This is a genomic window from Salmonella sp. SAL04214, assembly GCF_046550615.1.
GTDB lineage: Bacteria > Pseudomonadota > Gammaproteobacteria > Enterobacterales > Enterobacteriaceae > Salmonella > Salmonella enterica.
On the sequence record NZ_JBGDXT010000012.1, the window covers coordinates 40125 to 66451 of the forward strand.

At 53.3% G+C, this 26327-nt stretch carries 22 protein-coding genes; 11 read left to right on the forward strand and 11 right to left on the reverse strand.

What is annotated here, in order from left to right:
- Nucleotides 1-252 precede the first annotated feature (252 nt).
- The 4 genes from qseE (at nucleotide 253) to glnB (ending at nucleotide 4198) form a co-directional block, all read left to right on the forward strand.
- The gene (qseE, locus tag ACLJQD_RS18695; protein ID WP_023242674.1) at nucleotides 253-1683 is read left to right on the forward strand and encodes a two component system sensor histidine kinase QseE/GlrK; all 1431 of its coding nucleotides are present in this window, start codon (nucleotides 253-255) and stop codon (nucleotides 1681-1683) included.
- A gap of 1 nt (nucleotide 1684) precedes the next feature.
- Nucleotides 1685-2449 carry a two-component system QseEF-associated lipoprotein QseG gene (gene qseG, locus ACLJQD_RS18700; protein WP_001054239.1) on the forward strand — a complete coding sequence of 255 codons (765 nt, stop codon included), beginning with the start codon at nucleotides 1685-1687 and terminating at the stop codon, nucleotides 2447-2449.
- The gene (glrR, locus tag ACLJQD_RS18705; protein WP_024131115.1) at nucleotides 2449-3783 is read left to right on the forward strand and encodes a two-component system response regulator GlrR; all 1335 of its coding nucleotides are present in this window, start codon (nucleotides 2449-2451) and stop codon (nucleotides 3781-3783) included. The genes qseG and glrR overlap by 1 nt, the downstream gene beginning before the upstream one ends.
- 76 nt (nucleotides 3784-3859) lie before the next feature.
- Entirely contained in the window at nucleotides 3860-4198 is a 339-nt protein-coding gene (glnB, locus tag ACLJQD_RS18710; protein ID WP_000717694.1) for a nitrogen regulatory protein P-II, read from the forward strand.
- Nucleotides 4199-4246: 48 nt separating this feature from the next.
- Here glnB and dtpD read toward each other — a convergent pair whose 3' ends face one another.
- From dtpD to hmpA, 5 genes are all read right to left on the reverse strand, one after another.
- Nucleotides 4247-5707, reverse strand: a complete 1461-nt coding sequence (gene dtpD, locus ACLJQD_RS18715) for a dipeptide permease DtpD (RefSeq protein WP_000856793.1) — start codon at nucleotides 5705-5707, stop codon at nucleotides 4247-4249.
- Between the two features lie 55 nt (nucleotides 5708-5762).
- On the reverse strand, nucleotides 5763-7907 hold the full coding sequence (cadA, locus tag ACLJQD_RS18720) for a lysine decarboxylase CadA (protein ID WP_001100652.1): 2145 nt from the start codon (nucleotides 7905-7907) through the stop codon (nucleotides 5763-5765).
- A gap of 82 nt (nucleotides 7908-7989) precedes the next feature.
- Nucleotides 7990-9321, reverse strand: coding sequence for a cadaverine/lysine antiporter (gene cadB / locus ACLJQD_RS18725; protein ID WP_000100008.1), 1332 nt, complete (start codon nucleotides 9319-9321; stop codon nucleotides 7990-7992).
- A gap of 360 nt (nucleotides 9322-9681) precedes the next feature.
- Nucleotides 9682-11223 (reverse strand): lysine decarboxylation/transport transcriptional activator CadC, encoded by a 1542-nt coding sequence (gene cadC / locus ACLJQD_RS18730; RefSeq protein WP_017442133.1) that lies wholly within the window; start codon nucleotides 11221-11223, stop codon nucleotides 9682-9684.
- Nucleotides 11224-11404: 181 nt separating this feature from the next.
- Nucleotides 11405-12595 (reverse strand): NO-inducible flavohemoprotein, encoded by a 1191-nt coding sequence (hmpA, locus tag ACLJQD_RS18735; protein ID WP_000883151.1) that lies wholly within the window; start codon nucleotides 12593-12595, stop codon nucleotides 11405-11407.
- Between the two features lie 324 nt (nucleotides 12596-12919).
- On the opposite strand from hmpA, the gene glyA reads away from it, so the two are divergent.
- Together glyA and ACLJQD_RS18745 are read left to right on the forward strand one after the other, a co-directional pair.
- On the forward strand, nucleotides 12920-14173 hold the full coding sequence (gene glyA, locus ACLJQD_RS18740) for a serine hydroxymethyltransferase (RefSeq protein WP_000919178.1): 1254 nt from the start codon (nucleotides 12920-12922) through the stop codon (nucleotides 14171-14173).
- Nucleotides 14174-14368: 195 nt separating this feature from the next.
- Nucleotides 14369-15508 carry a 3-phenylpropionate MFS transporter gene (locus ACLJQD_RS18745; RefSeq protein ID WP_001173729.1) on the forward strand — a complete coding sequence of 380 codons (1140 nt, stop codon included), beginning with the start codon at nucleotides 14369-14371 and terminating at the stop codon, nucleotides 15506-15508.
- Here ACLJQD_RS18745 and csiE read toward each other — a convergent pair.
- Nucleotides 15503-16780 (reverse strand): stationary phase inducible protein CsiE, encoded by a 1278-nt coding sequence (gene csiE, locus ACLJQD_RS18750; RefSeq protein WP_000982966.1) that lies wholly within the window; start codon nucleotides 16778-16780, stop codon nucleotides 15503-15505. The genes ACLJQD_RS18745 and csiE overlap by 6 nt on opposite strands.
- Before the next feature lie 125 nt (nucleotides 16781-16905).
- Between csiE and ACLJQD_RS18755 the strand changes: the two genes are divergently transcribed.
- Together ACLJQD_RS18755 and ACLJQD_RS18760 are read left to right on the forward strand one after the other, a co-directional pair.
- Nucleotides 16906-17544 (forward strand): DUF1007 family protein, encoded by a 639-nt coding sequence (locus ACLJQD_RS18755; protein ID WP_000805728.1) that lies wholly within the window; start codon nucleotides 16906-16908, stop codon nucleotides 17542-17544.
- Entirely contained in the window at nucleotides 17535-18521 is a 987-nt protein-coding gene (locus ACLJQD_RS18760; protein ID WP_017442134.1) for a nickel/cobalt transporter, read from the forward strand. The genes ACLJQD_RS18755 and ACLJQD_RS18760 overlap by 10 nt, the downstream gene beginning before the upstream one ends.
- On the opposite strand, the gene asrC is transcribed toward ACLJQD_RS18760, so the two are convergent.
- The 5 genes from asrC to suhB form a co-directional block, all read right to left on the reverse strand.
- On the reverse strand, nucleotides 18522-19535 hold the full coding sequence (asrC, locus tag ACLJQD_RS18765) for a sulfite reductase subunit C (RefSeq protein WP_000020685.1): 1014 nt from the start codon (nucleotides 19533-19535) through the stop codon (nucleotides 18522-18524).
- A gap of 10 nt (nucleotides 19536-19545) precedes the next feature.
- On the reverse strand, nucleotides 19546-20364 hold the full coding sequence (gene asrB / locus ACLJQD_RS18770; RefSeq protein WP_000017587.1) for an anaerobic sulfite reductase subunit AsrB: 819 nt from the start codon (nucleotides 20362-20364) through the stop codon (nucleotides 19546-19548).
- 3 nt (nucleotides 20365-20367) lie between these two features.
- On the reverse strand, nucleotides 20368-21411 hold the full coding sequence (gene asrA / locus ACLJQD_RS18775; protein WP_000985209.1) for an anaerobic sulfite reductase subunit AsrA: 1044 nt from the start codon (nucleotides 21409-21411) through the stop codon (nucleotides 20368-20370).
- A gap of 181 nt (nucleotides 21412-21592) precedes the next feature.
- Entirely contained in the window at nucleotides 21593-22471 is an 879-nt protein-coding gene (locus ACLJQD_RS18780) for an alpha/beta hydrolase (RefSeq protein ID WP_000174944.1), read from the reverse strand.
- A 144-nt stretch (nucleotides 22472-22615) separates the two neighbouring features.
- Entirely contained in the window at nucleotides 22616-23419 is an 804-nt protein-coding gene (suhB, locus tag ACLJQD_RS18785) for an inositol-1-monophosphatase (RefSeq protein ID WP_000553473.1), read from the reverse strand.
- Between the two features lie 118 nt (nucleotides 23420-23537).
- Here suhB and trmJ point away from each other — a divergent pair, with 118 nt between their 5' ends.
- From trmJ to iscS, 3 genes are all read left to right on the forward strand, one after another.
- Nucleotides 23538-24269 (forward strand): tRNA (cytosine(32)/uridine(32)-2'-O)-methyltransferase TrmJ, encoded by a 732-nt coding sequence (gene trmJ / locus ACLJQD_RS18790; protein WP_000940032.1) that lies wholly within the window; start codon nucleotides 23538-23540, stop codon nucleotides 24267-24269.
- A gap of 159 nt (nucleotides 24270-24428) precedes the next feature.
- Nucleotides 24429-24923, forward strand: a complete 495-nt coding sequence (gene iscR, locus ACLJQD_RS18795) for a Fe-S cluster assembly transcriptional regulator IscR (RefSeq protein ID WP_001241346.1) — start codon at nucleotides 24429-24431, stop codon at nucleotides 24921-24923.
- Nucleotides 24924-25103: 180 nt separating this feature from the next.
- Nucleotides 25104-26318 carry a cysteine desulfurase gene (gene iscS / locus ACLJQD_RS18800; RefSeq protein ID WP_000775263.1) on the forward strand — a complete coding sequence of 405 codons (1215 nt, stop codon included), beginning with the start codon at nucleotides 25104-25106 and terminating at the stop codon, nucleotides 26316-26318.
- The last annotated feature ends 9 nt before the right edge of the window (nucleotides 26319-26327 follow it).

The following is a 26327-nucleotide window of genomic DNA, read 5'->3' on the forward strand; positions in this document are numbered from 1 at the left end:
ATGATAACCAGTGGCTCATTCACCTTCTTATGTCAGCCCCTTAGGGACGCGCTACATAAACTTCGAATGACGCACAACAAGGTGCCTGCCGTCCAACTTCTGATAATAGCGTAGCTTTATCAACCTCCGGGCGAAACGTCGAGTTAGGCACCGCCTTATTCCATAACAAAGCCGGGTTTAGCCCGGCTTTGTTGTATCTGGCGCTTCCCTCGGTTAGCATCTTTTTTATTCTTCTTTTATGTGAGCGACACGTTGAAGCGCTGGTCTGTTTTCCCCCGTTCTTTACGACAATTGGTCATGCTGGCTTTTTTGCTGATCCTGCTGCCGTTGCTGGTTCTGGCCTGGCAGGCGTGGCAAAGCCTTAACGCATTAAGCGATCAGGCTGCGGTGACTAACCGCAGCACGCTTATTGACGCCCGGCGCAGCGAGGCGATGACCAACGTCGCGCTGGAGATGGAGCGAAGCTACCGACAGTATTGCGTGCTTGACGATCCGACGCTGGCAAAAGTGTATCAAAGCCAGCGTAAGCGCTATAGCGATATGCTGGACGCCCATGCCGGCGTCTTGCCGGATGATAAGTTGTATCAGGCGTTACGCCAGGATTTAAACGCGCTGGCGCAATTGCAGTGTAAAGATAGCGGCCCGGAAGCGACAGCGGCCGCGCGTCTGGAGGCCTTTGCCAACGCGAATACGGAAATGGTGCAGGCGACGCGTACTGTGGTTTATTCGCGTGGGCAGCAGTTACAACAAGAAATCGCCGAGCGCGGACAATTTTTCGGCTGGCAGGCGCTGGTACTATTTCTGGTGAGTCTGGCGATGGTGCTACTTTTTACCCGCATGATTATCGGGCCGGTGAAAGGAATTGAACGGATGATTAATCGCCTGGGCGAAGGCCGTTCTTTGGGGAATACCGTCACCTTTACCGGTCCGCGTGAATTACGATCGGTGGGGCAGCGCATTATCTGGCTGAGTGAGCGTCTGGCGTGGCTGGAATCCCAGCGCCATCAGTTTCTACGTCACCTGTCCCATGAGCTGAAAACCCCGCTGGCCAGTATGCGCGAGGGGACTGAGCTGCTGGCCGATCAGGTGGTTGGGCCGCTGACGCCGGAGCAAAAAGAGGTGGTCGATATTCTGGATGACAGCAGTCGTAATTTACAAAAATTGATTGAGCAATTGCTTGATTACAACCGGAAACTGGTAGACAGTGCCACAGAGCTGGAAGCGGTCGATATCGCGCCGCTTGTGGATATGGTGGTTTCCGCCCACAGTTTGCCTGCCCGCGCTAAAATGATGCATACCGATGTCGACCTGGAGGCCGAACGCTGCATAGCAGAGCCCATGTTGCTGATGAGCGTGCTGGATAATCTCTATTCCAACGCGGTGCACTATGGCGCTGAATCCGGTAACATTTGTATCCGTAGTCGCTCTCAGGGCTCCACGGTTTATATCGATGTGGTTAATAGCGGCGAACCGATTCCGCAAACCGAAAGAGAAATGATTTTTGAGCCTTTTTTCCAGGGAAGCCACCAGCGAAAAGGGGCGGTAAAAGGCAGTGGGTTAGGGCTAAGTATCGCCAGAGATTGTATTCGTCGAATGCAGGGAGAGATCCAACTGGTGGATGACAAAGCGCAGGAAGTTTGTTTTCGCATCTCGCTGCCGCTGCCTGCATCTGACAAACACTAATATGAATTTAAGCCTGGTGCGTATGTCACACGTTTTCGTCCAAACTATTAAACGATGCCTTTTGCGGTGGGGAATACCGGTGGGCATATCGTGTCTGGCGCTGACCGCATGTGTTCCCCATGCTTCACAGCAACTGCCCGGTAGCGCAGCGCAGGACACGCTCCCCCATTATCAACTGGCGGATTATCTCCCGACGGCGTGCGCGGATATCTGGTCGCTACGCGGGCAGGCGGTGGAGACGAATCCGCTGTACTGGCTACGCACGATTGACTGCGCCGATCGTCTGATGCCGGTTCAGTCGCGCGCAGAGGCGCGCGCGTTGACGGATGATAACTGGCAAAATGCCTTCAGGCGCGGGATTTTACTGGCGGATGCAAAAATTACGCCGCCGGAGCGGCGCGCCATAGTGACCCGTCTGGAGGCGTTAAGCGCGCAAATACCGGCTCAGGTACGGCCCGTCTACCAAATCTGGCATGACGGTCAGGCGTTGCAATTAGCGCTTTCTGCCGAACGTCAGCGTTATAGCAAGCTCCAGCAAACGTCAGATAGTGAGCTGGATGCGCTGCGCCAGCAGCAACAGGCCTTGCAAACGCAGCTCGATCTTACCACCCGTAAGCTGGAGAGTTTAACCGATATTGAGCGCCAGCTTTCGACACGAAAACCGGCAGGGAATTACAACGCCGATACGCCGCATACGAATGACAAACCCGCGACGTCTGAAGATGGCGCGGCGCCGTCGCCGTCACAAGATGAGGTAACGCCATGATAAGCCGTAAACCGGCGCACCTGCTGCTGGTCGATGACGATCCCGGATTACTGAAATTGCTCGGTATGCGCCTGACCAGTGAAGGATACAGCGTCGTGACCGCAGAGAGCGGCCAGGAAGGACTGCGGGTACTGCATCGGGAAAAAGTGGATTTGGTAATAAGCGACCTGCGCATGGACGAAATGGATGGTATGCAACTGTTCACAGAAATTCAGAAAGTACAGCCGGGAATGCCGGTTATCATTCTGACGGCGCATGGTTCCATTCCGGATGCGGTGGCCGCTACCCAGAAAGGCGTATTCAGCTTTTTGACGAAGCCGATCGACAGAGACGCGTTATATAAAGCGATAGATGAAGCGCTGGAGCAGTCCGCTCCCGCGACGGACGATAGCTGGCGCAACGCTATCGTTACCCGTAGCCCGCTGATGCTGCGACTGCTTGAACAGGCGCGCATGGTCGCGCAGTCGGATGTCAGCGTATTGATTAACGGACAAAGCGGCACCGGGAAAGAGATTTTCGCACAGGCGATTCATAATGCCAGCCCGCGCAGTAACAAGCCGTTTGTCGCCATCAACTGCGGCGCGTTGCCGGAACAGTTGCTGGAGTCCGAATTATTCGGCCATGCGCGCGGCGCCTTTACCGGCGCAGTGAGCAATCGTGAAGGGTTGTTCCAGGCGGCGGAAGGCGGCACGCTGTTTCTGGATGAAATTGGCGATATGCCCGCGCCGTTACAGGTGAAGCTGCTGCGGGTGTTACAGGAGCGCAAAGTCAGGCCGCTGGGCAGCAATCGCGATATTGATATCGACGTGCGAATTATTTCCGCAACGCACCGCGATCTGCCGAAGGCGATGGCGCGGGGCGAATTTCGTGAAGATTTGTACTACCGGCTGAATGTCGTGAGCCTGAAAATTCCGGCGCTGGCGGAGCGTACCGAGGATATTCCGCTGTTGGCTAATCATCTGCTCAGACAGTCGGCACAGCGGCATAAACCGTTTGTTCGCGCCTTTTCTACTGATGCAATGAAACGGCTGATGACGGCAAGCTGGCCGGGCAACGTGCGCCAACTGGTCAACGTCATTGAACAATGCGTGGCGTTAACTTCTTCGCCGGTGATCAGCGATGCGTTGGTCGAGCAGGCGCTGGAAGGCGAAAACACCGCGCTGCCAACTTTTGCCGAAGCGCGAAACCAATTTGAACTGAACTATCTGCGCAAGTTACTGCAAATTACCAAAGGTAACGTGACGCACGCGGCAAGGATGGCGGGGCGCAACCGCACGGAATTCTATAAGCTACTCTCCCGTCACGAACTGGATGCGAATGATTTCAAAGAGTAGTTTTCATGCCGTAAAGTAGTGCGAAATATGTTACGTTTAACCGATCAAAACACAGGCGACCTTTTCAAGGAATAGCATGAAAAAGATTGATGCGATTATTAAACCCTTCAAGCTGGACGATGTCCGTGAAGCGCTGGCCGAGGTAGGTATTACCGGCATGACGGTCACTGAAGTCAAAGGCTTTGGCCGTCAAAAAGGCCACACCGAGCTGTATCGCGGCGCGGAATATATGGTGGATTTTCTGCCGAAGGTAAAAATTGAAATCGTTGTGCCTGACGACATCGTGGATACCTGTGTTGATACCATCATTCGTACCGCGCAGACGGGGAAAATCGGCGACGGTAAGATCTTTGTCTTTGATGTCGCCCGCGTTATTCGTATCCGTACTGGCGAAGAAGACGACGCGGCTATCTGATGTGCCGATTCGCTGCCCGTCTCCTCCTTGTGGGCAGCGAACCACCGTTTAATCGCCCTGCGGTAGCGCCGATGTAGTCCGGGTGCAAACCCATCTCAGGCCGACAATGGCGACGATCAGCGCCACGCAACTTAGCGTCCACTCGCCCATTTGCGAGAAAAAGTGTCCGTAGGCGGCTACCGCCGTATCACTAATTTGCGATTCCGTGGTTTGTTGCGCGACGACGCCAGCCAGCCAGTTAGCGACCGCGCCGGTCGCCAGCATATAAATACCGGTCAGCACGCCCGTGACGCCAGGCAGGTTGAGGCGGGTAATTTGCGCCATCGCGACCGGATCAATAAACAGCTCCGCAAAGCCCATCAGCGCCAGCCCTGCGATCATCATTCCCATTGATGCCTGCCCGTCTAACCGGGCCTGATGCGCGTTTAGCGCCAGCAGCATAAAACCGCCGCCCATTAATACCAGTCCCACGGCAAATTTAAGCCAGACGCGCAGCACCGAGCGGGCGCTCTCTTTCGGGCTGCTCAGCCACGCCAGCACCACGCCCGCCGCCATCACCGCAATCGCATTGACCGACTGGAACAATGCGGTGGGGACGGTCATGTTCAGCCAGTGGCGGTTGACAAAACGGTCGATGAATAAACTGATCGAACTTCCGCCCTGCTGCGCCAGAACCCAGAAGAGAGTGCCGGTGATCATTAACAGAACGATTTGCCACAAGGCGCGACGGTGTTCGGGAAATTTAACCATAATACGGGCGATAAGTTGCGCCGCGAAGACGCAGACAATGGCCAGCACATAGCCAGACCAGTTATTTTCCAGCAGGAGGGTGAAGAATACCGGCGCGATACACAGCATTAATACCAGCCAACCCCAGGTTGGAAGGGCGAATTTAACCGCCCGCAGCGCGGGGCGATTAACACCGCGCGTCTGCTGAAAGTGGCGATGACCGCTTAAAAAGATGAGCAGGCCGATGAACATTCCGACGCCCGCCAGCGCAAAGCCGACATGCCAGCCATACCACTGCGCCGCCAGACCACAGGCGATCGGCGCGGCTATCGACCCAATATTCCCGGCGGCGTAGAGCAGCGAGAATCCCCCGTCGCGGCGGTTGTCATCAGGGGCGTAAAGTTCGCCCAGCAGACAGCTAATATTGGATTTAAACAAGCCGTAGCCGCAGATAATAATGGCCAGCGCCGCATATAAACTCAGCGTTGAATCAGATTCTAAGCCCAATACCACATGACCCAGCGTCATCAATAAGGCGCCGGTGATAACCGCCACGCGGTTGCCAAGCAGGCGGTCGGCAAGCCAGCCGCCAAGAATAGGGGTAACGTAAACTAAAGAGGCGTAGGCGCTGAAGAGGTTGATCGCGTGGCTGTCATTAAAACCAAGCTGGTGGGTAAGATAAAGGATGAGTAAGGCACGCATGCCGTAAAAGCTGAAGTATTCCCAAATTTGAATCGCCACGATGTAAAAAATCGCGCGCGGTTGTGAGGGTGTTTTCATAAAGTCTCCTTGCTGCGTGAAAAAAGGGAAGTGGCAAGCCACTTCCCTTTGGTACTTATTTCGTATTTTCTTTCAGCACCTTAACGGTGTAACGTCCGTCTGCCTGACGATAGGCGCCGTGGATATCGGTTTCGAAGCCCGGATAGTGAGCGCCGATTTCGCACAGCATTTGCAGGAATTCCAGTACCGGACGGCTTTCCTCGGTGATCATTTCACCAGGCATCACCAGCGGCACTCCCGGAGGGTAAGGAAGGATCATGTTGGCGTTGACGCGTCCAACCATCTCTTCAAGATACACCTCTTCCGTTTCGCCATGCAGCTCTTTCTGGAACGCAGTATACGGCGTCATCACCATTTTCGGCAGCACTTCAAACGCACGGTACATTAAGTCCGGCAGATTATGATGTTCGACCAGTTTATGAATATTCTGCGCCAGTTCCTGGATGCGCATATTTTCATAAAACTCAGGCGCTTCGCGGTACAGTGCCGGCAGAATGTTTTTGACGCGCAGGTTCAGGTCAAAGGCGCGTTTAAATTCAGTGAGCGCGCGCAGCAGGCTCAGAGCTTTGGTTTTGTCGATACCAATGCTGAACAGGAACAGCAGGTTGTATGGACCGGTTTTTTCTACGATGATGCCGCGTTCATCGAGATATTTGGCGACCAGACTTGCCGGAATACCGAATTCATCCATCGTACCGTCTTTCTTCATCCCCGGCGTCAGGATAGTGACTTTGATCGGGTCGAGGTACATGTGTTCGTTATCGATATTTTTGAAGCCATGCCATGCGCTATCTGAACGCAGCGGCCAGCACTCAGCTCCATCGATATGTTCCGGCTGCCATACGTCAAAGAACCAGCCGTCAGATTCGCTTTTCAGGCGTTTAATTTCTTTACGGAATTTAATCGCACGTTCAATAGAGCCGTTAATCAGGCGTTTACCCGCATTACCTTTCATCATCGCCGCTGCGGTTTCAGTAGACGCTACGATACCGTAGTGCGGAGAAGTGGTGGTATGCATCATGTAGGCTTCGTTAAAGGTTTCTTCGTTAATGTCGCCTTTAACATGAATCATGGATGCCTGTGAAAACGCCGCCAGCAGTTTATGTGTGGACTGGGTTTCATAAATGATTTTGCCTTCTACACGGTCGCCGCTCATACCGCATTTACCCTGATAAATAGGAGAGAAATTGGTATAAGGCACCCAGGCGGAGTCAAAATGAATGGACTTCACGTCCAGAGTTTTCTTGATGTAGTCAGTGTTATACAACAGACCGTCATAGGTTGAGTTAGTAATAACAGCATGGACCGGCCAGGTTGCGTTAGGCGTCTCTTTTACCCGTTTAGCGATAGTGGCGTGCTGGAACTCGCTTTGCGGAATACCGCCAAGAATACCGTAGGCGTTACGGGTTGGGCGGAAATAAATCGGCGTAATGTCGCTCATCATCATCAGATGGGTCAGCGATTTATGGCAGTTACGGTCAATCAGTACCGTGCTGCCTGCCGGCGCGGAGTACATACCGACGATTTTGTTCGCCGTAGAGGTGCCGTTCGTCACCATGTAGCTACGTTCGGCGTTAAAGACGCGGGCGATATACTCTTCCGCTTCTTTATGCGGGCCGGAGTGGTCCAGCAGCGAACCCAGTTCAGAAACGGAAATCGAAATATCGGATTTCATCGTGTTCGGGCCGAAGAAATCATAAAAGATGCTGCCGACGGGGCTTTTCTGGAAAGCGGTCCCGCCCATGTGGCCAGGCGTACAGAAAGTATATTTCCCTTCGCGCACATATTTGAACAACGCTTTTGTCAGCGGCGGCAGAATATTGTCGATGTATTCATCGGTATTCTGGCGAATTTTCGCCGCGATATCGGCTGCGGCGCCTAAAGCATATTCAAAGAAGCGAACCTGCATTCTCAGATCGTTGAGGCTGACGTCCAGCGTAGAGTAGCTGTTGGCGAAGGCGTACAGCGGCATATACTCGTTCAGCTTGCTAATCTCTTCGCAAAGCTCAAGGTTATATTTATCCCAGTCGAAAATGACGCCGCAAAGGCGGGAGTTATTTTCAATCAGCTTCAGCAGGTCTTCTCGGTCGTTTGGATAGACGATACGGAAATTTAAACCTTCCAGTGCACGATGCAGTTCACGAATAGGCTCTTCTTTAAAGTAGACGCCCATGTGGTTCATGATAGCAATAACGTTCATAGTCTTGTTCCTGGTAAAGTGGGCCCCTCCCGCTACGCTATAGCAGGTGACGAAAGGGGCTTTGAGAAAAAGGAGTTAGCGGTTAAAGCGCTTCAGCCGTATTGTTGTCGCTGTCGTTGTTCTGGCGCTGGTGCATTTTGCGACCGTAGAACATCAGGATGATCAGACTGACGATAAAGGTGCCGGAGAGTTCGAAGGAGCTGGCGCCCATCAGTGCGATGAAGCAAAATGCGCAGCCCAGTACAGAACAAATCAGGCTTACCGAGTTACGGATGTTGAACCCTTCGAAGCGAATCAGGTCAACACAGGAGTAGAAGTACGGCAGCATGGTAAGCAGTACGGCAATCCCGGTCAGTTCGCCGAACAGGTCGGACGCTTTACCGCCGCTGGAGTTCATGATGGTGATCAGAATCATCAGCGCCGTCATTTTCACCGCAGCCAACAGCAGACCTTTTTTCGGAATACCGTTTTTATCCATTTCGCCGTAAATTTTCGGGAAGTTGCCGTCGTTGGCGGCGCGAACCCCAGCCTGGCCGACCAGCATCATCCAGGAGCCCAGAGACGTCAGGCAGGCGAAAGCGGTAAAGGCGGAAACCAGCGGCGCAGCCCAGCCACCCAGAATCGTGGAGGTACTGATAGCGAACGGCGCGCCGGAAGAGGCCATAACGGAAGCTGGGAACATCCCGGCGATAACCTGAGTCGCGGCGATATAGATGATGCCTGCCAGCGCGGTACCCAGCATGGTTGCCAGCGGTACGGTGCGTTTCGGGTTTTTCACCATGCCGGTGCTGACGGCGGCAGACTCAACGCCAACGAACGCCCACAGGCAGAGCAGAATACTTTTAACAATGGCGTGAGAGTCGGTCGTCGTGGACGTGTTCCAGTTCGCGTGATAGGTCGCGATATCGAACCAATGCCAGCCGGCGACTGCGGTCAAAACTACCGGGATCAGCACCAGGAATAGGCCAATCGTTGTCAAGCGGCTGACCCAGGCCCCACCCAGCATATTAATAAAGGTGAACAGCCAGACGATAGCAATACAGGCAATACCTGCCGGTATTGGATTATTTAATGCCGGGAAGAACGTAGAAAGATAAGAAACAGCGGTAATACCGATGGCTAAGTTACCAATCCAGTTTGCGTGATAATAAAGAACGCCGGTCTGGAAACCAAACGCCGGAGATATTTCCCCAGCATAAGCGATAGGGCCACCCTGTTGAGGGTTTTTGGTTGCCAGCCTCGCATAAACATAAGCCAGCGACATTGCCCCAATAATAGAAATTACCCAGCCCCAGATGGCAATGCCACCAATACTGGCAAGGTTGGCGGGTAATAATGCAATCCCGCTCCCCATCATATTACCGGCAACGACGCCAGTACAGGCAAATAGCCCGATCTTTTTGACAGAACTCATGTTCATTTCTCCTGAGCTGTATTTTTAAGAACCGGGCTTATGCTTCATATATGCTGCGTGCCCGTTCAACTGTCGACAAGATTAACGAATGGGTTGAGATAAGTCCTAAAGAAAAAGTGAAATAAACACAAACATGAAAAAACTGATAGATTGATTTTTTTGAATTAACATATAAATATCATGGAAAATATCATGAAAGGATAAACATCGTTTAATTACAAAGAGTTATATTTACATATCTTTGCGATGAATATGTTGCCAAAATTAACATAAGCTATTTTTGGCAACATGTTTTTCACAAAATAAAAGCGAAAAATTTAATATCTTTTCGCTTTTATTTGTCATGGTTCAGCGTTAAATTTAATCTTCTGCCAGAAAACTATTCAGATAAGGGACAATTTTCTGAACGGATGTCTGAAATACGCCGTTCTCGATCCAGTACAGCGTGTTTTCACCTGGACGTAAATTAAAGGCGGTCAGATAGGCATCAGCGGCCAGACGATTCTCACCTTTCATTTCGTAAACTTTCCCCAACAGGACATAGTTAAACCACGACATTTCAAGCTCGATGCTTTTATTGATTTCCTCATACGCTGCATCGATATCACCTTTGCCCAAAAGATCAACGGTCTTGATTTTATAATAAACAGACGTTTTCTCAACGCCCGGAATTTGATCTATTTTTTTAAACTCTTCGTTCAGCGCAGCCACTTGTTCTTTATCAAACGGCTGTTGTGATTGCCGTAATACATCTACCAGCACTTTATATTCATAGGCATAGTTGAAATCAGGCGTTTCCTTAATAATGCCATTCAGAATATCGCTGGCTTTACTTAGCGCCTGCGCATCGCCGCTCAGAATAAGCTGGCGCGCCTCATAAAAACGCATCAGCGCGGTATTTTGCGGCGTTCTGAACAGGGCCAGTTGTTCTCGCATACGATTAGGCCAGGGCTGTGTTAAAACGAAAGACAGGCTATTAAACAGATCATCCTGGATGGACAACTGGTTAGTATTGGTGACGAAATAACGCTTATCCAGCATGGTTGAACCATCGGCGTTATCAATGAGCACAACAGACATAAAGCACTGCTGCGCCCGATAGTGGCGCTGATTGACAAACTGAATGGTTAACGTCTTACCGGAGCTGCTTGGCTCATTGACCCGGTAATTGGTTTTATCGTGCACCATAAAGGTCGAGTAGGTGTTCAGCAGGTCGGTGATTAAGCCGCCCAGACCGATGGCGTAGGACTCCTGCGAGACCCAGTTATTACAGGAATTGCCGCCTTCAAAACGAACATCTATATCTCGTGGGTTAAGTAATAACCGCGTTTTTGTTACCGCGGCATTATGATCTACCACCGACATCACGATAAACACCACCAGCGTCGCCAGCGAGAGCAGGAACATTACCCACGTCCAGAAAGCAGCGATACGCGGCTTTTTCGCCTTTTTAGTCGGCGTTTGCAAAGAGGCGGGCGGCACAGGCGTAGCGGCAAGAACCCCCTCTGTCGGTTCTGCATTCGTCGCTGCGATCGGCGGCGGCGACGTTGATGAATTATCGATCTCATCGCTATTTTCTTCGCACCAGATAACCGGCGCCGTCAGCTTATAGCCGCGTTTAGGTACGGTAACGATGTATTCAGCATTGCTGTCTCCGCCATCTCTTAATGATTTGCGTAGTTCAGAAATGCTTTGGGTGACAACATGGTTGGTCACGATGGTGCGCATCCAGACATGATCAATAATGTTATCCCGGCTTAACACTTCATCCGGGTGATGCGCAAAATACATCAGAAGATCGATCAGCCGTGGTTCAAGAGTAATCTGGCGTCCCTGACGACTGATCTGATTAACAGAAGGTGTAACCAGCCACTCTCCAATGCGTACAACAGGTTGCTGCATAAAAAGATGCCCTAACGAGCTAAGTCAAACGTTAATAATAACACGATTTGCACAGACTTTTTTTATTCCCCTTTTTTGTAAAAGAAAGGCATAAAAAGCAGCGCAATAAGCAGGGGAACGGGGAGGAAAACGGGCGTTCGCCTTAACGATAACGCCCGTTTTTTCAGAGGATTTCTTGCAATTACAGCACTTTATGCGGGCCGAAGCATTCGTAATGAATGTTTTCGTTATTCACGCCAAGTGAAACCAGTTGTTTTGCGGCAAACTGCATAAAGCCTACCGGGCCGCAAAGATAGAACTGCATTGCCGGATCGCTGATTGCGGCTTCCAGTTTGCTTAAATCCATCAGCCCTTCGCTGTCGAAGAGGCGTTGGGCGCGATCGGCCTCGGTTGGCTCGCGGTACCAGGTATGGGCAGTGAAACGCGGCAGTGTACGGCCCAGCTCGCTCACTTCGTCGGCAAACGCATGAACGTCGCCGTTCTCCGCCGCGTGGAACCAGTTCACCTGCGCGGTATGCTGTCCTTTCGCCAGCGTATCGAGCATCGCCAACATCGGCGTCTGGCCGACGCCAGCGGAAATCAGCGAAACGGGGGTATCAGCGGCGACATTCATAAAGAAGTCACCTGCCGGCGCAGCCAGATGCACCACATCGCCCACGCTGGCGTGATGGTGTAACCAGTTTGATACCTGGCCGCCGTCTTCACGCTTCACGGCAATACGGTACCCTTTGCCATCGGGTTTACGGGTCAGTGAATATTGGCGGATCTCCTGATGTGCAAAACCTTCCGGCTTCAGCCAGACGCCCAGATACTGCCCGGGACGGTATTCCGCCACCGTACCGCCGTCGACCGGTTCAAACTCAAAGCTGGTGATCAGTGCGCTACGCGGGGTTTTCGCAACGATGCGGAAGGGGCGCGTGCCTTCCCAGCCGCCGTCTTTGCTGGCGTTCTCGTGATAAATCTCGGCTTCCCGATGGATAAAGACGTTAGCCAGTACGCCATAGGCTTTGCCCCACGCGTCCAGCACCTCCTGGCCCGGGTTGAACATTTCGTCCAGCGTCGCCAGCAGATGCGTCCCGACGATGTTGTACTGCTCCGGCTTAATCTGGAAGCTGGTGTGCTTCTGCGCGATTTTTTCTACCGCCGGCAGCAACGCCGGTAAATTTTCGATATTGCTGGCGTAGGCCGCGATAGCATTAAACAGGGCTTCGCGCTGATCGCCGTTACGCTGGTTGCTCATATTGAAGATTTCTTTGAGCTCCGGATTATGCGTAAACATACGGTCGTAGAAGTGGGCGGTCAGTTTCGGTCCTGTTTCAACCAGCAGGGGAATGGTGGCCTTTACTGTAGCGATGGTTTGTGCGTCAAGCATACGTGCTTCCTTTATGTGAAAATCTAATGATGTATATCAAATGCATCTTATAAAAATACCCTTGCATTGTAAATGGTTCTTCTCTGCTTTACGTTATGGAGGTAACAACGTGAAAAATCTGCATCACAAAGCTGAAAAGAAATCCGTTGAAATTCGTCAGGCTCTCGTTCAGGAAACCCTTATCTGACGCATAGGTAATCGTTTGCGTAAAAACCTTTGTCAAGACCTGTTATCGAAGAATGATTCGGTTATACTGTTGGCCGAAGTCCCACGGACTGCCTTTTCAGGCACAAATTTTATTGTTAGCTGAGTCAGGAGATGCGGATGTTAAAGCGTGAAATGAACATTGCCGATTATGATGCCGAATTGTGGCAGGCTATGGAGCAGGAAAAAGTACGTCAGGAAGAGCACATCGAACTGATCGCCTCCGAAAACTACACCAGCCCGCGCGTGATGCAGGCGCAGGGGTCTCAGCTGACCAACAAATACGCTGAAGGTTATCCGGGCAAGCGCTACTACGGCGGTTGCGAATACGTTGATGTCGTAGAGCAGCTGGCTATCGACCGCGCGAAAGAACTGTTCGGCGCTGACTACGCTAACGTGCAGCCGCACTCCGGTTCTCAGGCTAACTTCGCTGTTTACACCGCGCTGCTGCAGCCGGGCGACACCGTTCTGGGTATGAACCTGGCGCAGGGTGGTCACCTGACTCACGGCTCCCCGGTTAACTTCTCCGGTAAACTGTACAACATCGTACCTTACGGTATCGATGAGTCCGGTAAAATTGACTATGACGAGATGGCGAAGCTGGCCAAAGAGCACAAGCCGAAGATGATTATCGGTGGCTTCTCTGCCTACTCCGGCGTGGTTGACTGGGCAAAAATGCGTGAAATCGCTGACAGCATCGGCGCATACCTGTTTGTCGACATGGCGCACGTGGCGGGCCTGATTGCCGCAGGCGTTTACCCGAACCCGGTTCCGCACGCTCACGTTGTCACCACCACCACCCACAAAACCCTGGCGGGTCCGCGCGGCGGCCTGATCCTGGCGAAGGGCGGCGATGAAGAGCTGTACAAAAAACTGAACTCCGCCGTCTTCCCAAGCGCGCAGGGCGGCCCGCTGATGCACGTGATTGCGGGTAAAGCGGTAGCGCTGAAAGAAGCGATGGAGCCGGAGTTCAAAGTTTACCAGCAGCAGGTGGCGAAAAACGCCAAAGCGATGGTGGAAGTGTTCCTGAACCGCGGCTACAAAGTGGTGTCTGGTGGCACTGAGAACCACCTGTTCCTGCTGGACCTGGTGGATAAAAACCTGACCGGTAAAGAAGCTGACGCCGCGCTGGGCCGTGCTAACATCACCGTGAACAAAAACAGCGTGCCGAACGATCCTAAGAGCCCGTTCGTGACTTCCGGTATCCGTATCGGTTCTCCGGCGGTCACTCGTCGCGGCTTCAAAGAAGCGGAAGTGAAAGAGCTGGCTGGCTGGATGTGTGACGTGCTGGACAACATCAATGATGAAGCCACCATTGAGCGCGTGAAAGCGAAAGTGCTGGATATCTGCGCCCGCTTCCCGGTTTACGCGTAAGCGCTTATGTTGTGAAAATGGCCCGATGGCGCTGCGTCTGTCGGGCATTACTTATGCGCCATAACGTGACGCCGCCGGAAGTCATTATCCGGCGGCGTTGCCGTTTGAACTTCTCCCTCCGCCTGTTAACCTTATGTTACCCTTGCCAGCGCAACCGTTTACCGCCAGACTATCGCCTCCAAACGGGAGGGAATCATGGCATTGCATTCCACGCGCTGGCTGGCGCTCAGTTATTTCACCTACTTCTTTAGTTACGGTATTTTTCTGCCCTTCTGGAGCGTCTGGCTCAAAGGTCTTGGGCTAACGCCGGAAACCATCGGTCTTCTGCTGGGCGTGGGTCTGGTCGCGCGTTTTCTCGGTAGTCTGCTCATTGCGCCTCGCGTAAGCGATCCTTCGCGGTTGATCTCCGCGCTGCGCGTACTGGCATTGCTGACGCTGGTATTTGCGCTGGCATTTTGGGCAGGAACGCATGTCGCGTGGCTAATGGTGGTGATGGTTGGGTTTAACCTCTTCTTTTCACCACTGGTGCCGCTGACCGATGCGCTGGCCAATACCTGGCAAAAGCAAATTACCCTGGACTATGGTCGGGTGCGGCTGTGGGGGTCCATCGCCTTCGTGATAGGGTCGGCGCTGACCGGTAAGCTGGTGAGTTTATACGATTACCAGGCGATTCTGGCGCTACTGACGCTCGGCGTCGCCTCGATGTTGCTGGGTATGTTGTTACGTCCCAGCGTGCCGCCGCAAGGGGAAAGTCGTCAGCAGGAGAGCGCAGGCTGGCCCGCCTGGCGTACGCTGGTGGCACAAAGTTGGCGTTTTCTGGCCTGCGTCTGTTTGCTGCAAGGGGCGCACGCCGCCTACTATGGTTTTAGCGCCATCTACTGGCAGGGGGCTGGCTATTCAGCATCGGCGGTCGGCTATTTATGGTCGTTGGGCGTGGTGGCGGAAGTGATCATTTTCGCCCTGAGTAAAAAGCTATTCCGCCGGTTTAGCGCCCGCGACTTGCTATTGCTTTCTGCTGTGTGCGGGGTGGTACGCTGGGGGCTGATGGGCTGGAGTACGGCGCTGCCGTGGCTGATTGTGATACAAATCCTGCACTGTGGCACGTTTACCGTTTGCCATCTGGCCGCCATGCGTTATATCGCTGCGCGTCAGGGAAGCGAGGTGATTCGTTTGCAGGCCGTCTATTCCGCTGTGGCGATGGGCGGCAGCATCGCGATTATGACAGTATTTGCCGGTTTTCTGTATCAACATCTGGGCGGCGGCGTATTCTGGATTATGGCGCTGGTGGCATTGCCCGCTATCTTCCTTCGGCCCAAAGTGGTTGCCGCGTCATGATTCCAGGATCTTGCGGATCTGCTGCTGTTGGTGCTCTGTGAGGGCGCGATCCGCATGAATTAATGGCGGTGAGAAGAGCGGTAGCGGCGTGGCGTAAGGGGTAACAATCAGCGCTACGCCGCGCGGGCATCCCTCTTTTTGAAACGCCTGGAGCGATATCCGTCTGATATTCAGCGGCAACAGGGTCAGTTCACGCAGTTGCTGCTCAATATGCGTCTCCAGCGCATCATTTTTATCCGCTAACAATACGATCTGTCTTTCATGCAAATCGTTATCCTGCATCAGCCAGGCGCCGAAAATCACTGCCACCAGACCCGTCTCTTCCTCGGAAAAGTGGACACCATATTCGGCTTCAAATCCGGCGAGCGCCTCACGTGTGGTACGAACCAGACGCGGATAAAGACGGTTGAACTCTTCCGGAAGCGTATTATCGATGCCAATCGTGAATAAACTTCGGTTCAGCGCCTGGGCGAGATGGACATACAGCTGATCGTTAAGCCCTTGTTCGTCGCTAAAGCGTACGTTCCCTTTTTCTCGAAAGCGCAGCACCAGCCGCGCCACCTCCAGTCGCAGTTGCTGCGCCCGTTGATGCGTGTCGCGAATCGGGTCGGGGAGGCGAATCATTGAAAACAGTAACGCCATAAACAGCGCTTCATTGAGCGGTGCGGCCTGCATCACGTGGCGCTGCCAGTGACGACCAATTTCCTGGGCGAGTGGATATTCCGCGCACGACTGCGCCCAAATCTGCTGCACAGGGTTGAATTCCGGGGTGATGCCAGCATGGTGTTGTAGCAGACAATACTGTAAAAAGAGACGCAGGAACTGCACGTCGCGATGTTCAAATGGTTTTTGCAACCGGCGGGCGCACAGATTGATGAGCGCGTGAAGATTAATATCATCATACAGCGGACGCGCGATACCGCGCTGCTTTAGCGCGTTTTTTAAGGCCGGGGTAAACTGTTGCGTGACGAAGGTCGGGCATAAACGCAGGCCGCGCCTGAGCCAGTGTAAAAGGCAAAGGCGCTGATCGAGTGCTGTACCTTCGATCCGATAGCAACCGTTCTGGCATGTTGTGATGGCAAGGCGATGATAGCGCTGGATCTCCAGGCTTGTCTCAGTGATATCCTCACGGGCAGTATCATCATCAACGCCATTAAGCGCGCTGAAGATTTCCACCGTGGCAATTGGCTCCGGCTGGAAAAGCGTCAGCAATACCTGACAGCGGCGCTGGGGAGCGGAAAGTACAGATGGTGGGGCAATTGTCGGCATCATCTGTCAGGTCTCCCGTTAGTTTGTCTGGTAAGGATAGCTAAAGTTTGCGTGTGAAAAATGTGATAAGCGTGCTTTTAGGCCAGGAATGCTGAGGAACGTCACAGAATTTTTATCGCGAGGAACAGATGAAGCCAGTGAAACGCAGCGCCTTAACACTATTTCTTGCCGTTTTATCTTTCGTGGCGGCGGCGCATCCGCACAGCTTCATCCGTCTGCAAACGCAGGTGGTCAGTGAAAATGAGCAATTTGTGGCGTTAAAAATGCGCTGGACAATGGACGCGCTGACATCCGCAGATCTGCTGTATGACGCCGGAAACGCGGCACCGGGGTCAGAAATATGGAAAAAGTTGGCGGCGGAAGTGATGGCTAACGTACTTGGGCAGCACTACTTTACAGAAGTGTGGCGCAATGGCGCGAAAGTGAAGTTTAAAAACAGGCCGACAGAATACGGTATGACGCGTGACGCGCATCAGGCGGTATTGACCTTTACGCTACCGCTGGCTGAACCGCAGCCGTTAAGCGGACAGACTTATACCTTTTCAACGTTTGATCCCTCTTATTATGTCGATATGCATTATGACCAGGACAGCGATATTACGATGCCGGAACCGCTGCGCGAAAAGTGTCGGATTCAGGTTTATACTCCTGCGCCCGGCGAAGAGACGCTACGTTTCGCCCAGTCGCTGGATAAAGAGGACGCGCCGCCGGAGGATATGGATTTAGGTAAACAGTTTGCCCAAACGGTGACATTGCAATGTCAGTAATTTTTTCTCAACGCACTCCGGGGCGGCGCTGGCTCTCGCTGTGGCCATTGGCGTTATTCCTGTTGCTGATGCTGGTTGGCGGTCTGTGGATGTGGCAGGCCTGGCCGCAGGTGATGTTGAAAAGCGCTCTTTGGCAGCGGGACGTGAATCAGCAGTTGAGCGCGCTGCTTAATGCGGTGGCGACGCATCCTGAGCGGGCGGGCGGATCGTTGCTTCTGCTGAGTTTTATGTATGGCGTGCTTCATGCGCTGGGGCCGGGACACGGCAAAGTGGTGATCGCGACATGGCTGGCGACGCATCCTTCGAAGCTGAAATCAAGTATCGTGTTAACCATCGCCGCCGCGTTATTACAGGGGTTCGTGGCTATCGGGTTGGTGGTGGGCGTGCTGACCGTATTGCAACTTCCGGCCAGGCAGCTCCATCTGAGCGGTTTCTGGCTGGAAAAGGGGAGCTATGCGTTAGTTGGCGGGCTGGGCATCTTGCTGTGCTGGCGGGCCATAAAAAGGTTACGCGCGCTGCTACGTAAACCTGCCTTTATCGCTTTTACGCCGCGCCATGTTCACCATGAAAAATGCGGCTGCGGACATCAGCATCTACCGACGCAGGAACAATTGCATAGCGGCGATGACTGGCGCGCGCGACTCATGATCGTACTGTCTATGGGGATGCGGCCCTGTTCCGGCGCGATAATGGTGCTGTTATTCAGTAAAGTGATTGGCGTTTTTAGCTGGGGAATGGCGTCGGTACTGGCAATGGCGGCGGGAACCTCGCTAACGATTACTTCGCTGGCGCTGCTGGTACACACTTTTCGTGATCTGGCGGTGAAGCTCAGTGGAAACAAAGCGCCGGCGTTATGGCGGCAGGTAGGCTGGTCAACGCTGGCGCTGGCCGGAGGGGTCATACTGCTTGTCGCGGCGCTGGTCATGTGGTTTAGCGTGCCGCAGCCTGTGGGCGGGCTGCGGCCATGGCGTGGTTGATTAGTGCCCGGCGGGTTTGAGATGCATCCGCGCGACGGATTCGTCTTCGGCCCAGTAAATGCGTTCGGCGACCATCGCTTCCGGATTGAGCTGAACGCCGCGCAGTACCCGTTCTTTAAAACGCAGGTAGCCGCCTTTGTCGATCAGATGGCCCATATGGAGATAGATCGGTTTTCCGCCGAGCATCTCTTTTTCAAATTCATACAGGTTAACGATCACCTGCTTTATCACATCTTCAGTCACCCAGTTGAGGAAGAGCTTGCCGACGCGCGGCGTCTTTTTACTGGTGCGTCCGCCCAGACGGACTTGCCAGAGCTGATCCGGCTTACGTTGCCAGGCCAGCGTCGGACAGGCCAGCACGCACTCGCCGCAGCCGATACAGGCGGACTCTTCTTTGACCGCTTTGCCGTTCTTCAGCGCCAGGCAGCCTACCGCGTGGTGACTACAGGCCTTCACGCAGGCGCCGCAGCCGATACAGCGATCGGCAGTGAAGCGCATTTTCGCCACGCCAATAATTCCCAGATCTGCCATTGACGCCTTCGCGCAATCATTCGGGCAGCCGACGATGACCGTTTTGAGATGATAAGGGCTGGGATAGACCAGTTTTTCAAGACGACGGGACAGACCGGTCGTGTCAGTGTTGGCTTTCTGGCAAATGCGGTTCCCCTGACAGGCGACAATATTTCGCCCGCCAATAGCGAGGTAGCCCGCTTTGGTATCCTCAACCTGGACGTCGCACAGTTCTATTTCAATCTCGCGAAGAAATGGCTCCAGCGCAGCGTTCACGTTGTCGATATCTTCGTAACGGATACCCGGCATCGCCAGCTTCTGGCGGGTAGTGAGGTGAATTTGTCCGTTGCCCCAGGTTTCGGCGATGTCACGCGCCACCGTTAGCAAATGCGCGGGCAAAATACCGCCGGGAATGCGGACGCTGATCATGGCTTCGCCGCGCACTTTTGACAGGCGATATTCGTTTTTCGCACGGGCTTTAATGATATCAATATCAATGCTCATGATGTTCTCCTTAATCGGCAAAACGTTGCGCGACGGCGTAGTTAAATATCGGGCCGTCGGTGCAGACATACACTTCGCCCATACGGCAGTGGCCGCACTTCCCTACGGAGCAGGCCATCCGGCGTTCGTAGTCCACCCAAATTTGCTCCGGCTTGAGCCCTTTTTGCAGCAGCATTTTTACGGTAAAGGTAATCATTATTGGCGGCCCAACGACGATGGCCTGCATGGTGTCGATATCGCTAAGCGTCATGTCGGCAAGCCGATCGGTCACCCGGCCAATCTGGTAACGGTCATCAGCCTCGCCTTCATCCAGCGTGAGCACCAGATTATGTTTGCCGCGCCACGTCGCCATTTCTTCTTTGTACAGCACGCAATCGCGATTTTTATAGCCGAGAATCATATCCAGTTGACCAATTTCCTGGGGATTCTCAACGAAATAGCGCATTAAGCCTTTCACCGGCGCGACGCCCGTGCCGCCTGCGACAACCAGTAAGGGTTTATGGCGCAGCGTATCGACCGGATAGCCATTGCCATAGCAGCCGCGTAGCCACACGTTGTCGCCTTCTTTCAGCGTAAAGAGGGCGCTGGTCACTTTTCCGACATTACGGATCAGCAGATCTATCCAGCCGTCGCCGTAGTCGGAAACGGAGATGGGCGCTTCGCCGACGCGCGGCAGCGACACCTCAACAAATTGCCCCCAGTGCGCGGGAAAATCGACGGCCACGCGGAAATTCCACTCCAGCGGCGTGTGGCGAGTAATACTGAGGATGCGGTACGCCGCAGGCAGCAAACTGTGCTGCGGTTTATCATGACAGGAACAATGTGACATGCGTTATGCCTCCTCTGCCAGAGCCTGCCGAACGGCAGCGGTCATTTTATTGATAATCAAAGAAAATTTGATGTATTGCGGGCAGCGATCGTCGCAGCGGCCGCAGCCGACGCACATATGTTCAATGCCGTTGCGCGCTTTGTAGTCATTGACCTTATGCAGGGCGCGGTAGCGCAGACGCTCGCCGGGCTTTTCGCGAAAACCATGACCGCCGGCCATGTCGCTAAAGCCCGGCACCATGCAGCTTGCCCACTGGCGACGGCGTTCGCCGCGCTGCGGATTTTCATCATAGGCGACGTCAAAGACGCTATAGCAGGTACAGGTTGGGCACCCGGTAGTGCAGCGGCCACAACTGATGCAGCGGCTGTCGTAAGCGTCCCATAGCGGATGGCGGGTGAGAATGTCGCGAATTTTTTGCGGATCGCGGCAAACGCTGTCCGGCGTGACGACGGTTTCCCGGTTTTCGCTGACGAAAGAGGGGGTATAGTCAGCCTCCTGCCCCAGCCCTTGTATCGCCGCCTCGATAAAGGGATCGCGGATGCTGACAAGCGCGCCCTCATCGCTAAAACGCATGGCGGCGCTATAACAGTCAGTTTTATTGGTACCCATTGAGACGCAGAAACAATTTTCGAAGCTTTCTTCACACTCAATAAGGACGAAACGAATATGCTCCCGTAGCAGTTGATAACTGTAATCGGAATTATTCCCATTTGATAAATACATATAATCCAGCCGCGACATGGCGTTAATGTCGCAGGCGCGGGCAAAGATGATTATCGGGGAAGTGTCTGTCTCGGCAATTTGAATGGTGTCTTTATCGAAATAAAAGAGCGTTTCGGTGATAGGGGCGATAATGGTATTCGGCGACATGTGCGATTTCTCGTGCCAGATGAGATCGCGCCAGCCGCTAATCCGTTGATAAATAATGTTGTCAGTGTCGGAAAAACGTCCGCCGCGAAACTCTGCGGACGGGGCAAACACGCGCCATTTTTTGTTTAATCGCTGGATAAGCAAACTAAACTCGTCAGGCGTAATTTTGATAGCCATCACATACTCCACAGTAATATTCAGGAAAAACAAATGAAAATAAATTGTTATAAAAATCAGTTGAATATTACTGTTACGCTAGCGCTAATCCACCGCCTTCGCTAACGGGAAAAAATGGTTTTTACTATCGGTATAATAAATATATTCTTAATCATAAAATATGCATATATACAGTGTCGTGCTATTTAGCGGAGAGCGCGGTCTGAATAAATTTAATCATTGCATCACGGTAAAGGTTTGCATAACGTCCGGAAAAAGCATCAATGTGATCGCCGTCAGGAATGAAGATTTTTTGTTTGGGCTCCCGGGCGAGGGCATACAATTTCTCACTGTCCTGCCAGGGAATAACATGGTCTGCCGTGCCATGAAGAATCAATACCGGAATGGGGCTGACGCTGGCAATATTGCGATCCGCGCTATAGCGGTCATCAAGCAAATAGCCGCTGCCCGGGATCATCTGGTTGGCGATGGAGGAATAGGATAAAAACGTTGAGTCGAGGATAATCGCACGTATGCCCGCCTGGTCGGCGTAGCGCATATTTGCGCAGCCTACGCAGTGGCCTACGGCGGCCAGTACATTATTGCCGCCCAGGCTCTGTCCCAGCAGTACCAGGCGCTCGGGGTTAACGTCGGCGCGATGCCGCACATAATCTATCGCGCTTTTCGTATCGTCCAGTAGCCCCTCTTGTGATGGGGTGCCCTCAGATTCGCCAAAACCACGGTAATCAAACATAAACAGATTTACGTTGCGTTCTGGCAGCCAGCTGACTAACGGCCAGTGCGCCGACATATTTCCGGCGTTGCCATGGACATGAATCACCGTCGCGACGGCGTTTTCCGGCCTGCCGAAAGCAGTGGGAATAAACCAGCCGTGCAGATGCGTGCCATCTTTGGCGGTAAAGGTAATGGATTCAGCTTCGGCAGGGGTTGGCCCATAGACTTTATTGTCCGGGTAATAAAAGGCATTGATCGCTACGCGGGGTAGCAGGTAAATACAGACCACAATGATAAACAGAATAAAAAGGGATTTGACGATGCGTCGGGTATGTTGAAGGGTCATGTTCGCTTCCTTGCCGCTTTATGCCAATAGCGGAGCAGGGAGCGATCGTACAAAAACATGCAGGCAAGTAAAGCGATGAGGCTGTGTTTAGGAAAAACGCCTGAAAAGGCACGGCGGATGAGTGGCCCCATCCGCCGAAGAGACTTAGCGCTTCAGCGCATCGCTCAGTTCGTCGCGCATATTCGCCAGCATGGCTTTAACGACGCGCGGATTCCCCGCCACGATATTACCGGTCATCATGTAGTTATGACCGCCGGTGAAATCGCTGACGATACCGCCCGCTTCACGAACCAGCAGTTCGCCCGCGGCGAAATCCCACGGACGAAGGCCAATTTCAAAGAAACCATCGACACGACCTGCAGCCACATAGGCCAGATCCAGCGCGGCGGAACCGGTGCGGCGGAAATCGGCGCATTCGGTGAACAGCTTGCCGATAATATTAATGTAGGTGGTCGCGTATTGTTTGGCTTTGAACGGGAAGCCGGTAGCGAGGATAGTGCCGTCCAGATCGCGAGCGGTACTGCCGCGCAGACGATAGCCGTTGAGCTGTGCGCCCTGACCGCGGGTGGCGGTGAACAGTTCGTTACGCATCGGATCGTAAACGACAGCCACTTCAGTACGGCCTTTAATGCGTACGGCAATGGAAACAGAGAAGTGTGGCAGACGTTTGATGAAGTTGGTGGTGCCATCCAGCGGATCGATAACCCATTGAACATCCTGATCTGTGCCAACGTGCTCACCGCTTTCTTCGGTGATAATAGTGTGTTGCGGGTAAGATTTGCGAATGGTGTCGATAATCACCGCTTCAGCGGCCTTATCTACATTGGTCACAAAATCGTTACTGCCTTTTTGGCTCGCTTCTACAGCGTCCGGAGTTTCATAGTTTTTGGCAATTACATTACCCGCCTTGCGCGCTGCGCGCACGGCGATGGTCAGCATCGGATGCATCGGTCTCTCTCACTGGATGTTAAAGAACGGGAAAACGGCGCAGAGTATAGCAGCGAGATCGGAATCTGTCTTGGTTTTATGGTAAGATGTCAGAATAATCTTTAGCTGAAGAAAGACAATGCTGCAAAACATTCGAATTGTGCTGGTGGAAACCTCCCACACCGGCAATATGGGCTCTGTGGCTCGCGCTATGAAAACCATGGGCTTAACTAACCTGTGGCTGGTAAACCCGTTGGTGAAACCGGACTCCCAGGCCATCGCCCTGGCGGCAGGCGCCAGCGATGTGATCGGTAATGCGCAGATCGTCGATACGCTGGACGAAGCGTTGGCTGGCTGTAGCCTGGTGGTCGGCACCAGCGCCCGCTCCCGCACTCTGCCGTGGCCGATGCTTGATCCGCGCGAGTGTGGCTTAAAAAGCGTGGCGGAAGCAGCAAATACGCCGGTTGCGCTGGTTTTTGGTCGTGAGCGTGTCGGGCTGACTAACGATGAGTTGCAAAAATGCCATTATCACGTCGCGATTGCCGCTAACCCGGAGTACAGCTCGTTGAATCTGGCGATGGCGGTACAGGTCATCGCGTATGAAGTCCGTATGGCCTGGCTGGCGACGCAGGAAAACGGCGACGCGGCAGATCATGAAGAGACGCCGTATCCGCTGGTGGACGATCTTGAACGTTTCTACGGCCATCTGGAGCAGACGTTGCTCTCCACTGGCTTTATTCGCGAAAACCATCCGGGGCAGGTGATGAATAAATTGCGCCGTCTGTTTACCCGCGCCCGCCCGGAAAGCCAGGAGTTGAATATTCTGCGTGGGATTCTGGCGTCTATTGAGCAGCAGAATAAAGGCAAGTAACCGCGTTAATGCCGCACGGAACGCTAAATACCTGACTAATTTACTCAAGTAAATAGTTGACCAAATTACTCGGGAATGTCAGACTTGTCCCTGCTATGCAATACCCCCATTTTACAATAAAAAACCCCGGGCAGGGGCGAGTTTGAGGTTAAGTAAGACATGAGACTGACATCTAAAGGGCGTTATGCCGTGACCGCAATGTTAGACGTTGCGCTCAACTCCGAAGCGGGCCCGGTACCGTTGGCTGATATTTCTGAACGTCAGGGGATTTCCCTTTCTTATCTGGAACAGCTATTTTCCCGTTTACGTAAAAACGGTCTGGTTTCCAGCGTACGCGGGCCGGGCGGCGGTTATCTGCTGGGTAAAGATGCTGGCAGTATCGCGGTCGGCGAAGTGATCAGCGCGGTTGATGAATCCGTTGACGCGACCCGTTGCCAGGGCAAAGGCGGCTGCCAGGGCGGCGATAAATGCCTGACCCATGCGCTGTGGCGTGATTTAAGCGATCGTCTGACCGGTTTTCTCAACAATATTACTTTAGGCGAGCTGGTGAATAACCAGGAAGTTCTGGATGTGTCTGGTCGCCAGCACACGCATGACGCGCCGCGCGCCAGCGGTCGTGCGCAGGACGCTATCGACGTTAAATTACGCGCTTAATTAAAATATTACGCCATCTCTTCTGGCGGCCTCATGCGGTGAATGCCGCGGTCGTCTGAAGGATGAAGCGTAAAAAAGAATTCAGAATCAGGCCGGGACGCGGACGTCCCGTCAACACGGTCGTACATCCAGCCGGTTGCCTGATTCCTTGCATTGAGTGATGTACGGAGTTTAAGAGCAATGAAATTACCGATTTATCTCGACTACTCCGCAACCACGCCGGTGGACCCGCGTGTTGCCGAGAAAATGATGCAGTTTCTGACCCTGGACGGAACCTTTGGGAACCCGGCGTCTCGTTCACACCGTTTCGGCTGGCAGGCTGAAGAAGCCGTCGATATCGCCCGCAACCAGATTGCTGAACTGGTCGGCGCCGACCCGCGTGAAATCGTCTTTACCTCAGGGGCGACGGAGTCCGATAACCTGGCGATTAAAGGCGCTGCCAACTTTTATCAGAAAAAAGGCAAGCACATCATCACCAGCAAGACCGAGCACAAAGCGGTGCTGGACACCTGCCGTCAGCTTGAGCGCGAAGGGTTTGAAGTGACCTACCTGGCGCCGCAGCGCAACGGCATCATCGATCTCAACGAGCTCGAAGCAGCGATGCGTGACGACACCATTCTGGTTTCCATCATGCACGTGAACAACGAAATCGGCGTGGTGCAGGATATCGCGACCATCGGCGAAATGTGCCGCGCGCGCGGTATCATCTACCACGTTGACGCCACCCAGAGCGTGGGCAAACTGCCTATCGACCTGAGCCAACTGAAAGTGGATCTGATGTCCTTCTCCGGTCATAAAATTTATGGCCCGAAAGGCATTGGCGCGCTGTATGTGCGTCGTAAGCCGCGTATTCGCATTGAAGCGCAGATGCATGGCGGCGGGCACGAACGCGGTATGCGATCTGGTACTCTGCCTGTCCACCAGATCGTCGGCATGGGCGAAGCTTACCGTATCGCGAAAGAAGAGATGGAGACCGAAATGGCCCGTCTGCGCGGTCTGCGTAACCGTCTGTGGAACGGCATCAAAGATATTGAAGAAGTTTACCTGAACGGCGACCTTGAGCAGGGCGCGCCAAACATTCTCAACGTGAGCTTTAACTACGTTGAAGGCGAGTCGCTGATCATGGCGCTGAAAGACCTGGCGGTCTCTTCCGGTTCCGCCTGCACCTCCGCCAGTCTGGAACCGTCCTACGTGCTGCGCGCGTTGGGCATGAATGACGAGCTGGCGCATAGCTCTATCCGTTTCTCTTTAGGTCGTTTTACCACTGAAGAAGAGATCGACTACACCATTGATCTGGTTCGTAAATCCATTGGCCGTCTGCGTGACCTTTCTCCACTGTGGGAAATGTACAAGCAGGGTGTGGATCTGAACAGCATCGAATGGGCACATCATTAATCGGTATCG